Here is a 16,168-nt window from a genome sequence, read left to right as displayed (position 1 = left end):
AACCTCCCCCACCTCCCCCACCTCCCCTGCCCCAAAAGTATGCCATCATTAAACTTCTCATTCCTCGCAGTCCACGATACGCAACTTGTGCGGTTGGGTGCTCTGGCTGAACGGTATTTTGCAGATGACCCCAATACTTGTTTAATTAAGTTGCGGCAGTTTGGTGAATTGCTGGCTCAGTTAGCGGCTGCCAAAATTGGGCTTTATGAGGTAGCTGATGAACGGCAGATTAATTTGCTGAATCGATTGCGCGATCGCGGTTTAATCAAAGGAGAAGTTGATCGCTTGTTCCATGAGTTACGTAAGATTGGCAATCAGGCAACTCATGAGCTTTCTGGAAATCACCGCACGGCGTTAAGTGGGCTGAAATATGCCCGTGTGTTGGGGATTTGGTTTCATCGAGCCTTTGGCGGTTCGCGCCAATTTGACCCTGGCCCGTTTATTCCCCCACCTGACCCCAAAACGGAGACACAGGCACTCAAAGCCGAGTTAGCACGCTTGCGAGATGAGGTGCAAAAGAATTTTTCGGTGGCGGAAGCTGAGGCACAGCGTAGATTTGTCGCTGAAGATTTGGCAAAGGAAGCAGAGTCCAGAGTTCAGGAGGTGTTGAATCATTTAGCGCAAATCCAGGCTCAGGCAGAAAAGCAGCCTGAGAAAATTATTCAGCAGACTATTACCCAAGCTCAAGTCGCTGAGAGTGGTGTGCTGTTAGATGAGAGGGAGACACGGAGGCTGATTGATAGTCAACTGCAACGATGCGGATGGGAAGCAGATTCAGAGGAATTGACTTATCAAAATGGTGTGCGTCCTCAAAAAGGAAGAAATTTAGCGATCGCAGAGTATCCTACTACTAATGGACGCGCCGACTATGCATTATTCTGCGGTTTGCAAATTGTCGGAGTAGTTGAAGCCAAGCGCCAGAGTAAAGATGTCTCAGAAGGTGCGCTGAACCAAGCTAAACGCTACAGTGAAGGTTTTCAAGTTTTGGGCGAAGTTGTCGCAGGTGGACTGTGGCAAAATCACAAAGTGCCGTTTGTATTTGCGACGAATGGACGACCATACTTACAGCAACTTCAAACTAAAAGTGGGATTTGGTTTTGTGATTTGCGCCGACCAACTAATTTACGTCTGTGCCTACCAACGTGGTACAGTCCCCAAGGGTTACTTGATGCATTAGCTCAAGACGTTGACCAAGCACAGAAGCGTTTAACTCAAGAAGGGTTTAACTATGGACTGGAATTGCGGGATTATCAAATTTGCTCCATCGAAGCAGTAGAATCTGCTTTAGCACGGGGACAACGAGAATTACTCGTGGCGATGGCGACAGGGACAGGGAAAACTAAAACTTGCATTGCTTTGGTGTATCGGTTACTTAAAACCAAGCGATTTCGGCGGGTGTTGTTTTTAGTTGATCGCACTGCATTAGGTGAGCAAACCGCCAACGCTTTCAAAGATTCCCGGATGGAGAACCTGCAAACTTTTGCTGATATCTTCGAGATTAAGGATTTGAAAGACACCGAACCTGATCGCGATACTAAAGTTCAGATTGCAACGGTGCAGAGTATGGTAAAGCGAGTTCTTTACCCGTCTGATAGCTCAATGCTCACAGCAGATCAGTATGATTGCATTGTCGTGGATGAGTGTCACCGGGGCTATTTACTCGACCGAGAATTAAGTGATACAGAACTGGAATTTCGAGATTTTAACGATTACGTCTCGAAATACCGTCGAGTTTTGGAGCAGTTCGACGCAGTTAAGATTGGCTTAACCGCAACTCCAGCCCTACACACCACAGAAATTTTTGGCGAACCTGTTTACATTTACAGCTATCGAGAAGCTGTGATAGATGGCTGGTTAATTGACCATGAGCCACCTTTCCAAATTAAAACAAAGCTTTCTGAAGAAGGGATAGTGTGGAATCCTGGCGAACAGATGGAGTTTTTCAATCCCCAAACTGGGCAACTTGACTTGGTTCATGCGCCAGATGAAGTGCGAATTGATGTTGAGCAATTCAACCGCCGGGTTGTGACAGAGGATTTTAACCGAGTCGTCTGTGAAGCCTTAGTACAGCAAATTGACCCATCGCTCCCAGAAAAAACACTGATTTTCTGCGTCACCGATAGTCATGCAGATATCGTTGTCACCCAACTTAAACGAGTGTTCCAGGAATATTATGGCAGCGTCGAGGATGATGCAGTTGTCAAAATTACCGGAAATGCCGACAAGCCGTTGGAGTTGATTCGCAAGTTCCGCAATGAAGTTAATCCAAAAGTTGCTGTGACTGTAGACTTGTTGACAACTGGGATTGATGTCCCCGCAATTTGTAATCTCGTGTTTATTCGCCGAGTCAATTCTCGAATTCTCTACGAGCAGATGTTAGGCAGGGCTACCCGGCTTTGTAATGATATTGGTAAAGAGGTGTTTCGTGTCTTTGATGCTGTGCGATTATATGAGGCGATCGCACCTGTTTCCACAATGAAACCCATTGTAGTTAACCCTAACATTTCTTTTACCCAATTAATCCAAGAGTTAGAGACAGTTAACACACCTGATGCTATAGAGATGGTAATTGACCAACTCCTAGCCAAGCTGCAACGAAAACGCAGGCACTTGAGCGATAATAACCGGGAACAGTTAGAAGCGATCGCCCAAATGCCAGTACAAAATATTGTTTCCCATCTCAAGCAAAGTACACCACAGCAGGTGCGGGAATGGTTTCAACAGAAAAAGGCGATGGCTCCGCCCGCCGCAGGCATCGCGCAAATCCTTGACCGTCAAGATGGTGGCACTCAGCCAATTTTAATTTCCCGTCATGCCGATGAGTTACGCTCAATTGAGCGGGGTTATGGCAGTGCTGAACGTCCAGAGGATTATCTAGACAGCTTTCGAGCCTTCTTGCTAGAGAACATGAATAAAATTCCGGCGCTAGTTGTTGTCACACAGCGTCCGCGTGAGTTGACTAGAGCACAATTAAAAGAACTGCGAATGCTACTTGATACCGCAGGATATTCAGCAACAAACTTGCAAACTGCATGGCGAGAAACAACTAACGAGGATATTGCAGCTTCGATCATTGGCTTTATTCGTCAGGCGGCTTTGGGTGATGCTTTGATTCCTTATAGTGAACGAGTTGAATGCGCCATCAAACAAGTTTTGGCGAGTCAGTCTTGGACTGCTCCACAACGGAAGTGGCTGGAAAGAATTGGGAAGCAACTCAGAGCAGAAACAATTGTCGATCGCGAAGCTTTAGATAGAGGAGAATTTAAAACTCAAGGCGGTGGCTTCGAGCGACTAAATAAGGTTTTCGGTGGAGATTTAGAAAATATTGTGATTAGGATTCATCAAGGTATTTGGGATGTTGCTAATTAAATGGCTCACGCAGAGGCGCAGAGGCGCAGAGAAGATGAGAGTTTTGAGATATGAAATGCTTAAATATATTAGTTTGCTCTGTGTCTCTGCGTCTCTGCGTGAAAAAAATCATAAACAACTATGGTCGCTACCACCGATATTGTTCAAAAACTTTGGAACTTGTGCCACGTCTTACGGGATGATGGCGTTACGTATCTACAATATGTTACAGAATTAACCTATCTGCTATTCCTGAAAATGGCGCAGGAGACGGGAGCAGAAGCGCAATTACCGGAAGGTTATCGCTGGGGAAATTTGGTAAGTAAAGATGGAGTAGAGCAACTATCCTTTTATCGATCGCTCCTGCTCATGTTAGGCTCCGAGGATTCGTCTTTGCGAGTCCAGGCGATTTTTGCCAATGCTCAAACTTCCCTCAAGCAACCCCGCATCCTTAAGAAATTAGTAACTAGTATTGATGAGTTGGACTGGTTCTCTGAACATCGAGACGAGTTTGGCGATTTGTATGAAGGGGTATTACAGAAAAACGCCGACGAAAAGAAATCTGGTGCAGGACAGTACTTCACACCCAGACCGTTGATTGATTGTATGGTTGCTCTGGTAAAGCCGCAACCAGGAGAGTTGATTCAAGACCCAGCGGCGGGAACGGGAGGGTTTTTGATTGCAGGCGATCGCTATATTCGACAATACCATGATCCCTTTGAGTGGACAGAAGCGCAGCAATCTTTCCAGCGGCATCAGGCATTTTATGGCATGGAGTTGGTGCAGGATGCTCACCGCTTGCTGTTGATGAATATGATGTTACACGGAATTGAAGGAGCAGTAGATTTAGGCGATACCCTTTCCTCGGAAGGACAGCGTTTGGCAAAAGCCGATGTAATTCTGACTAATCCACCCTTTGGCACGAAGAAGGGCGGTGGGCTACCTTCCAGGGATGATTTTACTTATTCCACCTCAAACAAGCAATTGGCGTTTTTGCAACATATATATAGATCACTCAAACCTGGTGGACGCGCCGCTGTGGTTTTGCCAGATAACGTCTTGTTTGAAGATGGACAAGGACGAGCAATTCGCGCTGACTTGATGGCTAAGTGCAATTTGCATACAATTTTGCGGTTGCCAACTGGGATATTTTATGCTCAAGGTGTGAAGACGAATGTACTGTTTTTTCAACGGGGGACAACAGAGAAGGGCAATACTAAAGCAGTGTGGATTTATGACATGCGAACCAATATGCCCAGCTTTGGTAAGCGCATTCCCCTAACTCCTGAGCATTTCTCTGAGTTTAAGCAGTGCTATGGAGATGAGCCAAATGGTAATAGTCCTCGTGTGGATTTGGGAGAAGATGGACGCTTGCGGTGTTTTACGCGAGAGCAAATTACTAAGCGTAATGAAAACTTGGATATTTCTTGGCTGCGGGATGATAGTTTGCGATCGGGGGATAATTTGCCTGAGCCAGAGGTGATTGCAGCTGAGATTATGGAAAAGCTGCGAATTGCGACAAAAGAGATGGAAGCTTTGATGATATTGCTGGAAGGTGAAGAAGCGGCGGAGGCGGTGAGTGCTTCGGTGGGGTTGCCACTTTTAGAATAGGAATACGCGATATGACAATTTTATCTGAGTTGGGAAAATGAACGAACCGCCAAGACGCCAAGAGCGCCAAGAAAAGGAACTCGCCAGCCGAAGAGGTGGGCTACCACAGCAAAAAACACCAGAAGGATTAGGCTGGCCTCCTGGTTTTTTTGAAGATGTAATTGGTGGTTGGGTAGGAGAACCGCTAGAACGACTAGAACAGGGAGAATATGAAACTAGAGAGCCGCTATTTTGACTTATCTGCTTAGTTCAGGCGTTGCTGATTTAGATTATGAATTTTGTCTCACGCAAAGGCGCAAAGTCGCAAAGAATAAGAGTTATTATAAATTGCTCTTTAACCTCTTTTCTCTGCGTTCTCTGCGCCTCTGTGGTTAAATAAATGATTTATAAACCGCAGAGACACAGAGGGCACAGAGGAAGAAAGTTAAATTTAGAAGAGTTTGTACAAGAGTTAGAGAATTTGTAGATTACATGAGTGACGAATTGATAGAATTGCCTGAAGGTTATGGATACCCGGAACATTGGATTACAGCATTGCTGTCAGAGGTTTGTCATCTCGTCACAGATGGGACTCATCATTCTCCACCAAATTCAGCAGAGGGTACTTATGCTTACATAACGGCCAAAAATATTAAGCCTCACGGTTTAGACACGACTGAACTAACTTATGTAACAGAAGAAGTACACAAATCCATTTATTCTCGATGTCCTGTTGAATATGAAGATGTTCTTTACATCAAAGACGGAGTGACGACAGGTTTAGCTGCCGTCAATCATTTGACTGAAGCGTTTTCAATGCTCTCAAGCGTTGCACTGCTCAAGCCAATTCGGGACTTAGTCGATCCCTACTACCTCAAATACTGGCTGAACAGCCCTATAACTTTTAAAAGTATGACTGGTAGTATGACAGGTTCAGCAATTCGCCGTCTAATACTCCAGAAAATCAGAAGTGTAGATATTCCTGTCCCACCACTCAACGAACAAAAGCGGATTGTTGCCAAGATTGAGGAATTAAACGATCGCACTCAACGAGCAAAGGAGGCGCTTGAGGCTATACCGGAATTGTGCGATCGCTTCCGTCAATCTGTCCTCGCAGCAGCCTTCCGAGGCGATTTAACAGCCGATTGGCGCGAACAAAACCCAGACGTTGAACCTGCTTCAGTTTTGCTGGAGAGGATTAGGGATAAACGATTAATTGAAGCTAAGACAGATAAACATAAAGAAAACATAGAAGCAATCTATGCTTATGAAGAAGAGTTTGGAACTGAGCCACTTGCTGATGATTGGCAATACATTACATTGGAAAAGCTTTGTCATACTTTTCAATATGGAACTTCAGCTAAGTCTTCAGCAGAAGGTAAAGTTCCTGTACTGAGGATGGGAAATCTCCAAAATGGAGAGATTGATTGGAATGATCTTGTCTACACCTCTGATGATGATGAAATTGCTAAATACTCTTTGAAACCTGGTGATATTTTGTTCAATAGAACAAACAGTCCAGAGTTAGTTGGAAAAACGAGCATATATCGAGGTGAGCGTTTTGCTATTTTTGCTGGTTATCTAATTAAAATTGATAATTATGTTGAGCTTGATTCAGAGTATCTCAATTACTGCTTAAATACAAAATATGCAAAGGATTATTGTTGGAGAGTTAAGACGGATGGCGTTAGTCAGTCTAATATAAATGCTCAAAAAATTGCAAAATTTGAAATACCTTTTTGTTCATTGCAGGAGCAAAAAGAAGTTGTGCAGCAAATACGCTCTTTATTTAAGGCTATAGTTCAAATTGAACAGCAATATCAAGAAGCAAAAAAACAACTTGAGCGATTTAATCAATCCATCCTCGCCAAAGCCTTTCGCGGCGAACTCGTCCCCCAAGATCCCGATGATGAACCTGCATCTGTGTTATTAGAACGAATTCGAGCAGAACGAGAGCAGTTAAACAACGGTAAGAAGAAAAGCCAAACATCAGAGAAGCGGAGAAGCAAGACAGTAGAAGGACAAGGAGTTTTACCCGGATTTGAGTAGCTCAAAAGTAATGCGGCTCACATCGCATTTTTTACAGCAGATTTCATTTATTTCAACCATACCCTTACATTCTTCTCTGCGCCTTTGCGCCTACCCTGCGGGAAGCCGCTCCGCGTCTATGCGCGAGATAAAAAATATGTGGTTCATTTACCTGAAAATAACTGTAACATCGCTAAAAAGCATTTCTCCAGAGTTATCATACCGAAATCGTGCGATAAAACTAGAAGAAATAATTGCTGAGAATGTGGCAATATTGTTAGAACAAAGGTAGATAAAAGTTAACTAACAGGATAAATCATGAACGCTTATAAAACCTACATTACCATTGAAGACCCAAAGCAAGTAATATTATCTGATTTACCCTTTCAAGCAGGACAGCGAGTAGAGGTAATTATTTTGGCAAAGGATAATCAAAGGGCTACTTTAGCAGAAGAATTAAGAAAGTTATTCAAAGAAATACAAGCGATCCATGCAGATAATCCATTGACTGATGAAGAGATAGCGGCAGAAATTGAAGCCTATAGGCGTGGAGAATGAAAGTTATTATTGATACTAATATCATAGTTTCTGCTGCTGTAGCTGATAAAAATCCAGAGGCTGTAATTTTATTTGTGATTGCTAATTCTGATTTTGAGTGGATTATCTCGACAGAAATTATAGCAGAGTATAAGGAAGTTTTAAAGCGTCCTCGTTTAAAGTTAACTGAAGCACAATATCAAAGATGGGTTCATTTGATTGATACAGTTACAACACTAATTGATGTGGATGTAGAGGTTGATTTTCCCAGAGATAGGAAAGATGCAAAGTTTTTAGCTTGTGCGATCGCAGCAGAAGCAGATTTTTTTATTACAGGTGATACTGATTTTAATGAAGCGCAAACTTTGTTAAATACAACTATTATTTCTCTGTCTTTATTTAAAAAGTTAGTTTGTGATGTGAAGGAATAAGTTAAGGGAGCATCCCAATGCAAGCGCATAGCCCACAAACTGAAATCTGGGGCTACATAAATAGGCTAGATTTCATTAGGCTGCTTTGCAGCCTTCGTTCCTATAGCCGCGACTTTAGTCGTCGGGTATTTCTAAGAATGTGACAATACTGTTAAAACAAAGTTAACGTATCTATTTTTTTTAGTTGAGGTACAAGTTATGAATATCACACTCAAGCCAGAAATAGAGCAATTTATCCAAGCGCAAATTGCTACAGGTAAATATGCAAATGCGGAAGACGTGATTACTAAAGCCTTGAAATTGCTAGCAGAATCAGACAAAGGTTATCAGGCGTGGGAGGAAGAAACTCGTAAAAAAATAGCTGTTGGACTTGCTCAAATTGAAATAGGAGAGGTGCTTGATGGTGAAGTGGTTATAGCACGTTTGGAAGAAAAATTACGAAAAGCGCGTGAGAATCAAGGATAATGCAATATGTAATTTCTGTAGAAGCTAGTCAAGATTTAGATAATATTTTAGATTATTTTCTCCAGCGCAATATTGATGCAGGGGAAAAGTTTATTCAAGAGTTTAATAAAAAATGTCAAAACCTAACAAAATTTCCAAATATTGGTAGGAGTTATGCCAATATCGATCCGACACTCAGAGGGATTTCTGTCGATGGTTATATTATTTTTATCGAGTGTTTGAGGATAGCGTAGTCATTGTGCGCGTGGTAAGTGGTTATCGAGATTTAGAGTCTTTATTTACAGATGATGAGTGACCAAATAATTCGTAATTCGTAATTCGTAATTCGTAATTCGTAATTTGTAATTATTTGGTCGATTGTCTTAGGAATTTTAACAATTTTCTCCTGACTGTTCACAAGCACCAATGCTTACCCAGGTACTAGAACCATCTTCCCAATGTTCTTTTTTCCATATAGGTGCATTGTGTTTGAGGTTATCAATCGCATAGCGGCAAGCTTCAAACGCCTCACTACGGTGAGGACAACCTACAGCCACTAAAACGCTGATTTCCCCAACTTGCAAACGTCCAACGCGATGATAAATCACGACTCGATTGACATCAGACCAAGAGGAGCGAATATCAGCAGCAATTTGATAAAATACCCGTAATGCCATCGGTTCGTAAGCTTGATACTCCAAGGCAACCACAGGTTTACCGTCGGTTTGATTGCGAACCATTCCACTCATTACAACCACAGCACCGTCGGCGGGATCATCGGCTTTGGCGTAGATTTCAGCAATAGACAATGGTGCAAAGCTAATAGCAAAGCTATCTTCGGTTCTTGGTTTAATCGGACTAAGTAGAGTTGTCATAACTGGATTGAGATTAACTAGGATCAGTTTTGGTTAGCACTAAATATATTGTCCTTGAATTAAGTGCTGTTAGCTCTATTCAGATGCTCTGGTATATGTTGTTTAACAAATACCAAATGCGGTTTCCAATACTTTCCCCTGTAAACTCCCTGACTCTCCTTTGTAGTCTGAGAAAAGGGTAAGAGGTAGATTTCAGCCTTTCCCCTTTTCTCCATGAATCGAAAAGTATTGATGCGGTTTCCCTTTAGCTTTTTAGTTTGTACAAATAGACAAGTCTTTGTGAAAATTTGTAAATAAGCAAGAAACACTGAATAGATACAGAATCATTTCACTTTGAAATCAAGGCTTGAAAGCCTTTTCCTCTCGTGACAGTAATTTATTTTTGAACTAAAGCTTTTAATGATAACGTAAACTTGGTAGATTTTACGTAAACTTACTTAAGTAACTCAACTTTGTGGTCATCCATCTTCAGACGTATTACTGTACTATAAAAGTATCAAGCTACTTGCTTGTTACTTCTATAGATAATCTGATAGCGAATTCATTAAGCAATCAAGTGCAATGACAGCTGAGTTAATCAAGCAACAAATTTCTGATTTGGGCTATCACTTAGCAAATGTATATGGTACTTGAAACCAAATTTCTGATAGGCAGCATTTTAGCGCCGCCAAGCTTACACCCCTGCTTCATGAACTTAGAGGACTCCTAGTAATACAACGGCTAGTTGTAATTCAGTAATAGTAGGAAAAATTGAATGAAATCTTTAGTGTGTAATAACGAAGCAACGAGGCTAGAGGCTCTCCATCAGTACCAGATTCTCGATACTGCACCAGAACAAGCATTTGACGATTTAGTGTTCTTAGCGGCGCAGATTTGTGATGCACCGATCGCTATGATTAATTTAATAGACGCCAGCCGTCAATGGATCAAAGCGAAGGTGGGATTAGATATACAGGAAATGCCACTAGAGCAAGGCTTTTGCCAAACTTGTATCCAGCATGATATTTTAATTATTTCTGACACACTAGCAGATGAACGCTTTGCTAAAGATGTACTTGTCACCTGTGAACCTTATGTAAGATTTTATGCAGGCGTACCCTTGTTTACACCAGGAGGAAAAGCGATTGGTACTCTGTGTGTAATAGATCGCGTACCACACCAAATTAGTTCAAAACAGGTGGAAGCACTGCAAACTCTTAGCCGTCTGGTAGTTAGACAACTGGAGATTCGGCGGAATCTAGCAGAACTAGCAAGCCTTAAAAAGGAGTATAAACAGGTACAAGAGGCATTATGTCAAAGTAAATGTGCTATTAAGAGTTTTTTTGACAGTGCGCCGATGATGATGGGAATTGTGGAGCTGGTAGATAATGACATCGTGCATATTTCAGATAACCCTACCACAACGAAATTCTTTGGACTGACTCCAGAAGCCATTCAAAATCGCCTAGCACGTGAAATCGGTACTGTACACAAATATTTATCCCAGTGGATTCATCACTACCGTCAAGCAGAACGTACCCAATTGCCAGTGAGGTTTGAATACTCTCACGATACTCCCCAAGGTAAAAAATGGCTGTCAGCAACAGTTAGTGCGATCGCAGTGAGTTCTAGTAGCCATCCGCAATTTACCTATATTGTTGAGGATATCACTTCACGCAAACATCTAGAAAACCAACTACGTGAACAAGCAATATTGCTAGATATTACTACAGATGCAATTGTCGTACGAGATTTATCCAACCAAATTTTATCATGGAATAAAAGTGCCGAGAACCTTTACGGCTGGAAAGCAGAAGAAGCTGTTGGCAAGAATGCTAGCGAACTTTTAGATACCGAATCTTTACCGCAACAACTGGAAATTTACCAACTTGTCTGGAAACATGGCTCTTGGCAAGGTGAGTTACACAAAACCAGCAAATCTGGCAAGGAAATCATAGTTGAAAGTCGCTGGACGTTGTTAAAGGATGAACATTCTCAAGCCAAATCAATCCTTGTCGTTGATACTGACATCACCCAGAGAAAACAACTAGAAAAACAGTTTTTACGTGCTCAACGCGTGGATAGTATCGGCACTCTTGCTAGTGGTATTGCTCACGATTTAAACAATGTGTTGTCACCAATTTTGATGTCAGTGCAACTGCTAAAAAGTAAAAACCGCGATCGCAGCATTCACCAAATGCTATCAATAGTTGAAAGTAATGCCAAACGTGGTGCTAATTTGGTCAAACAAATGTTGTCCTTTGCTAGAGGAGTTGAAGGCGATCGTACCGTGCTTCAGGTCAAGCACTTAATTTTAGAAATGAAGCAAATCGTAGCCCAAACATTTCCCAAATCAATCCAAGTTTACACTGAAATTCAACCAGACTTATCGCCTGTTTGTGCCGATAGTACCCAACTACATCAGGTACTAATTAATTTGTGCCTCAATGCGCGTGATGCCATGCCAAGAGGTGGAACTTTGACAATATCTGCCGAGAATATTTTCATTGATGAAAACTATGCCAGTATGCATCCAGAGGCTCATGTTGGTTCTTATATTATCCTAACCGTTGCTGATACAGGATTTGGCATCAAAAGCGCAGTATTAGATAGAATATTTGAACCATTTTTTACAACAAAAGAATCTGGTAAAGGAACTGGACTTGGACTGTCAACAGCAATCGGAATTATTCAAAGGCATGGTGGTTTTATCACTGTCTCAAGTCGTGTGGGTATAGGCACAAAATTTAAGGTATACTTGCCAGCAGTTAATACATTTGCAACTCAGTTGTTAGAAGATACAGAAATGCCAACTGGATGCGGAGAATGCATTTTGGTTGTAGATGATGAAGCTGCGATTCAGAAGATTACCAAAATCTCTTTAGAAAATCATAACTATACAGCAATGACTGCTAGTGATGGCATAGAAGCAGTAGCACTATACGCCGAGCACAAAGATCAAATTAGTGCAGCAATTATCGATATGATGATGCCCAATATGGATGGAGCAACTACCATTCGCACATTACAGAAAATAAATCCACAATTACGGATTATTGCTATCAGCGGCTTATCGACAAGCGAACATATACCAATCGATAAAACAGCTAAGCATAAAGCATTTTTGCCCAAACCCTACACAACACAAGAGTTATTGAAAACTTTGCATACAGTCATTTGTCATTAGTCTTACCCTACGGGTAGCCGCTGAGGCGTCTATGTCATCTTTGACAAAGTTGAGCCAGTTGCTTAGGCGGGTTCCTCAACTTGTGCGTTAGCGTAGCGGTAGCGACGCAGGAGCGTCACAGGCTTCTGTCTGAGCGTTGGTTTCCGGCGTGCCCTATGGGTCTTGCTACAGACTTTGCACTTTGTCATTTGTCAAAGATCAAAATGCTTTGATCTAGACTTGGCTAAATTATTTAAATAATTAGTGATTAATATCACAACAAAAATGTGATAAAAAACACTGACTGAGAAGCTACCTCAACAATATTATCCTCATCATCCTCTACTTAAGTACAGCAAAAATACACGTATTAACCTCACACAAGTTAAAAAACACTGATCAGCCAAGACAAGCTAGTCTTGATTTTAAGAACTCTTGACTCTTGAATCTTGACTCATGATTAAAAAAGATTTTCCCCTCATTCTAGTTGTAGACGATGACGATTTAACTCGAATTCATCTGTGTGAGTTAATAGAAGAAGCAGGGTATCAAGTGGCACAGGCGAGTAATGGTTTAGAGGCGCTAGCTATCTATACTCGCCTGCATCCAGATATAGTACTACTAGATGCCATGATGCCCGTAATGGACGGTTTTAGTTGCTGCTCTCAATTGCAAAAACTTCCCAATGGCAAAGACACACCTGTGTTAATGATTACTGCTCTTTATGATCAAGCAACCGTGGAGCAAGCTTTTGCTGTGGGTGTAACTGATTTTATTAGCAAGCCGATTCAATGGCCGGTTTTACGTCAAAGATTGCGTCGTCTTTTAGAAGCTCATCGGGCCATAAAGGAATTGCGACAACAAACTTCACAAGCACAACTGCGTGAAACACAACTGAGGATGGCGTTAGACGCTGCTCGCATGAGTATCTGGAACTGGGATTTACTGACTCAAAAAATTACTTGGTCAGATAACCTAGAAGCACTTTTTGGCTTGGAAAAAGGCGTTTTCATTGACACATACGAAGCTTTCATTAACTTAATTCATCCCCAAGATCGCGATCTTGTTAGCCGATCGCATCAGCAAGCTATTCGAGATGGGGTAGAATATGACATCGAATTTCGAGTTGTTTTGCCTGGTGCTCGGATTCGCACTTTAGCAAGCAAAGGAGTAGTTTTTCGAGACGCATCTGGGTTAGCTGTGCAGATGTCTGGAGTATATATAGATATCACCAAGCGCAAGCAAGCAGAGGAGGCGCTGGAAGTTAATGCCAAGCAGCAGGCAATTGTGGCAGAACTTAGTCAAATAGCATTATCTCATAAAGATTTAACCAGGCTGATGAACTCGTGCGTGACATTCGTTGCTGAATGCCTGAAAGTCCAGTCTTGCAAGGTTTTGGAACTACTACCAGATGATAATGGATTACTGCTGCGTGCTGGCATAGGTTGCCAACAAGACCTAACGCAGCAAGAAATCACAACTGAGATGCATTCGCCAATCGACTATACAGCTCTTTCCCCTGAGCCAGTTATTATCGGTCATCACAGCCAAGTGGTCAGTGGTATGAGTGTGGTGATTCATGGCAAAGAGCGCCCTTTTGGCATCTTGGGAGCACACACAACCAAACAGCGCACCTTCACTAGAGATGATATTTATTTTCTCCAAGCTGTTGCCAATGTTTTAGCTACAGCAATTGAGCGCCAACGTGTAGAAGATGCCCTGAAAAAAAGTGAAGAACGCTGGCAGTTAGCAGTGCAGGGTAGTAATGATGGCATTTTGGACTGGAACGTTAAAAATAAGGAAGTGTTTTTCTCAACTCGCTGGAAAGAAATGCTTGGTTACGAAGACCATGAGATTTCTAATCAATTAGATGAATGGGCAACACGAATACATCCAAATGATATCGGCTCGGTGACACAAGCGATCGCTAACCACTTTGCTAAAAAAAACCCGTTTTACATCAACGAACATCGAGTCCGGTGTAAGGACGGTACTTACAAATGGGTTTTGCATCGCGGTCAGGCGGTGTGGAATGAAGATGGTAGTGTCGTGCGAATGGCAAGTTCCCATACTGATATCACTGAACGTAAACTGGCAGAAGAACAACTGCGTCAAAGTGAAGAACGTTTCCAAATAGCTGCCCGCGCTACCAATGATGCTTTATGGGACTGGGATTTGCTCAAAGATGAAGTGTGGTGGAATCAATCTTTACAGGCTCTTTTTGGATACTCAACAGAGCAAGTAAATTTTAATGCGGCTTGGTGGACTGAACGTATACATCCAGACGATAGGCAAAAAATTGTTTCTAGTGTGGGTGCTGTGATGAATAGCGGTAAACAATTTTGGTCAAGTGAATACCGCTTTCGCCGCAGCGATAATTCTTATGCCTACATTTTTGATCGCGGTTATGTTGTCTATGAGGAGACAGGCAAGCCAGTACGGATGATTGGTGCAATGATGGATATGACCGATCGCAAACGCACACAAGCAGATTTAGAACGTCAAAACTTGCGATCGCAATTATTCGCCGATATTACCCTAAAAATTCGTCAGTCTTTACAAATTGATGAAATTCTCCAAACCAGTGTTACAGAAGTGCAAAAGCTGCTGCACGCAGACCGTGTATTAATCTTGCGCTTACGGTCAAATGGCGATTTCATCGCGGTTCAAGAAGCAGTAGTTCCCGGTTTGCCCGTTATTTTAGGGCAGCAGATTACCGACCCTTGCTTTAAGCAAGATTACATCCAGCAGTACTGCCAAGGGCGAATTGGCTCCATTCCCGACATAGAACGAGCTGATATTCAACCTTGCCACGTTGAATTTCTGCAACAATTTGCAGTCAAAGCCAACCTTGTTGTCCCAATTCTTCTGAAAAATCAACTCTGGGGGCTGCTAATTGCCCATCAGTGTGCTCACCCCCGTCAGTGGACTAACCGGGAAATTGAACTTTTGCAGCAGTTGGCAGATCAAATAGGCATTGCCGTAGCTCAAAGTCTGATTTTAGAACAAGAAACTCGTCAGCGGCAAGAACTCACCCGTTCTAATGAAGAACTGCAACAATTTGCATTTATCGCCTCTCACGATTTGCAAGAGCCACTACGTAAAATTAAGACCTTTAGCGAACGACTCAAAGCTAGCTGTGGTAACAACTTAACCGAACAGGGACATGACTACCTAGAGCGGATGCAGAATGCAGCCTTGAGAATGCAGACATTGATTGAAGATTTGTTGAGACTATCACGAGTTACCACTAGGGCAAAACCCTTTGTGTCGGTGAATCTATCACAGATAGTACAAGAAGTACTGTCTGATTTAGAAGTGCGTATTCAGCAAACTGAGGCACAGGTGCATGTAGGAGAGTTACCCACCATTGCAGCCGACCCCCTACAAATGCGCCAATTATTGCAAAACTTAATCGGCAACGCCCTCAAATTTCACCGCCCACAAGTACCACCTGTGATCAAAATTTTTAGTCAATCCTCAAAAAATCCATCAGATAAAACCTGCAATTGTTGTGAACTTTATCAAATTATTATTGAAGATAACGGCATTGGTTTTGATGAAAAGTATCTTGATCGCATTTTTAATGTTTTTCAACGCCTACATAGTCGCAGAGAATACGAAGGCACTGGTATGGGCTTAGCTATCTGTCGAAAAATTATTGAACGTCATCATGGTCATATCACAGCACAAAGTCAACCAGGACAAGGTGCGAGATTTATTGTAACATTACCAATTATTTCCCATCCTTGATTTTTATTCCTAGAGGA

The 16,168-nt window shown here is 42.2% G+C and carries 11 protein-coding genes; 10 read left to right on the top strand and 1 reads right to left on the bottom strand.

All coding sequences use genetic code 11. The features are described from left to right. Nucleotides 1-39: 39 nt before the first annotated feature. The 8 genes from hsdR to FNW02_RS28785 all read left to right on the top strand — a co-directional run bounded on the left by hsdR (nucleotide 40) and on the right by FNW02_RS28785 (nucleotide 8,632). Entirely contained in the window at nucleotides 40-3,369 is a 3,330-nt protein-coding gene (gene hsdR / locus FNW02_RS28820; protein WP_191760886.1) for a type I restriction-modification system endonuclease, read from the top strand. 120 nt (nucleotides 3,370-3,489) lie between these two features. Continuing rightward, nucleotides 3,490-4,959 carry a class I SAM-dependent DNA methyltransferase gene (locus tag FNW02_RS28815; protein WP_191760885.1) on the top strand — a complete coding sequence of 490 codons (1,470 nt, stop codon included), beginning with the start codon at nucleotides 3,490-3,492 and terminating at the stop codon, nucleotides 4,957-4,959. 37 nt (nucleotides 4,960-4,996) lie between these two features. Beyond that, nucleotides 4,997-5,194: a hypothetical protein gene (locus FNW02_RS28810; RefSeq protein WP_191760891.1), complete on the top strand. Its 198-nt coding sequence runs from the start codon at nucleotides 4,997-4,999 to the stop codon at nucleotides 5,192-5,194. Between the two features lie 236 nt (nucleotides 5,195-5,430). Further along, nucleotides 5,431-6,987 (top strand): restriction endonuclease subunit S, encoded by a 1,557-nt coding sequence (locus FNW02_RS28805; RefSeq protein WP_191760884.1) that lies wholly within the window; start codon nucleotides 5,431-5,433, stop codon nucleotides 6,985-6,987. A 297-nt stretch (nucleotides 6,988-7,284) separates the two neighbouring features. Further along, nucleotides 7,285-7,524 carry a hypothetical protein gene (locus FNW02_RS28800; RefSeq protein ID WP_191760883.1) on the top strand — a complete coding sequence of 80 codons (240 nt, stop codon included), beginning with the start codon at nucleotides 7,285-7,287 and terminating at the stop codon, nucleotides 7,522-7,524. Further along, nucleotides 7,521-7,934, top strand: a complete 414-nt coding sequence (locus FNW02_RS28795) for a putative toxin-antitoxin system toxin component, PIN family (RefSeq protein WP_191760882.1) — start codon at nucleotides 7,521-7,523, stop codon at nucleotides 7,932-7,934. Before FNW02_RS28800 ends, FNW02_RS28795 begins: the two co-directional genes overlap by 4 nt. A 198-nt stretch (nucleotides 7,935-8,132) precedes the next feature. Continuing rightward, a complete protein-coding gene (locus FNW02_RS28790) occupies nucleotides 8,133-8,399 on the top strand; it encodes a type II toxin-antitoxin system ParD family antitoxin (protein WP_191760881.1) in 267 nt (88 codons plus the stop codon). Then, a complete protein-coding gene (locus FNW02_RS28785; RefSeq protein WP_225225965.1) occupies nucleotides 8,399-8,632 on the top strand; it encodes a type II toxin-antitoxin system RelE/ParE family toxin in 234 nt (77 codons plus the stop codon). The genes FNW02_RS28790 and FNW02_RS28785 overlap by 1 nt, the downstream gene beginning before the upstream one ends. A gap of 138 nt (nucleotides 8,633-8,770) precedes the next feature. On the opposite strand, the gene FNW02_RS28780 is transcribed toward FNW02_RS28785, so the two are convergent. After that, nucleotides 8,771-9,253 (bottom strand): molybdenum cofactor biosynthesis protein MoaE, encoded by a 483-nt coding sequence (locus tag FNW02_RS28780; RefSeq protein ID WP_162395000.1) that lies wholly within the window; start codon nucleotides 9,251-9,253, stop codon nucleotides 8,771-8,773. 754 nt (nucleotides 9,254-10,007) lie between these two features. Between FNW02_RS28780 and FNW02_RS28775 the strand changes: the two genes are divergently transcribed. Together FNW02_RS28775 and FNW02_RS28770 are read left to right on the top strand one after the other, a co-directional pair. Beyond that, nucleotides 10,008-12,419, top strand: a complete 2,412-nt coding sequence (locus FNW02_RS28775; protein WP_191760880.1) for a hybrid sensor histidine kinase/response regulator — start codon at nucleotides 10,008-10,010, stop codon at nucleotides 12,417-12,419. 435 nt (nucleotides 12,420-12,854) lie between these two features. Next, a complete protein-coding gene (locus FNW02_RS28770) occupies nucleotides 12,855-16,151 on the top strand; it encodes a PAS domain-containing protein (protein ID WP_191760879.1) in 3,297 nt (1,098 codons plus the stop codon). Nucleotides 16,152-16,168 lie beyond the last annotated feature (17 nt).

The sequence above is a fragment of the Komarekiella delphini-convector SJRDD-AB1 genome, assembly GCF_014831675.1.
In the GTDB taxonomy this organism is placed as follows: domain Bacteria; phylum Cyanobacteriota; class Cyanobacteriia; order Cyanobacteriales; family Nostocaceae; genus Komarekiella.
Note: the sequence above shows the minus strand (reverse complement) of the source record. Positions and strands in the feature narration are given on the sequence as shown.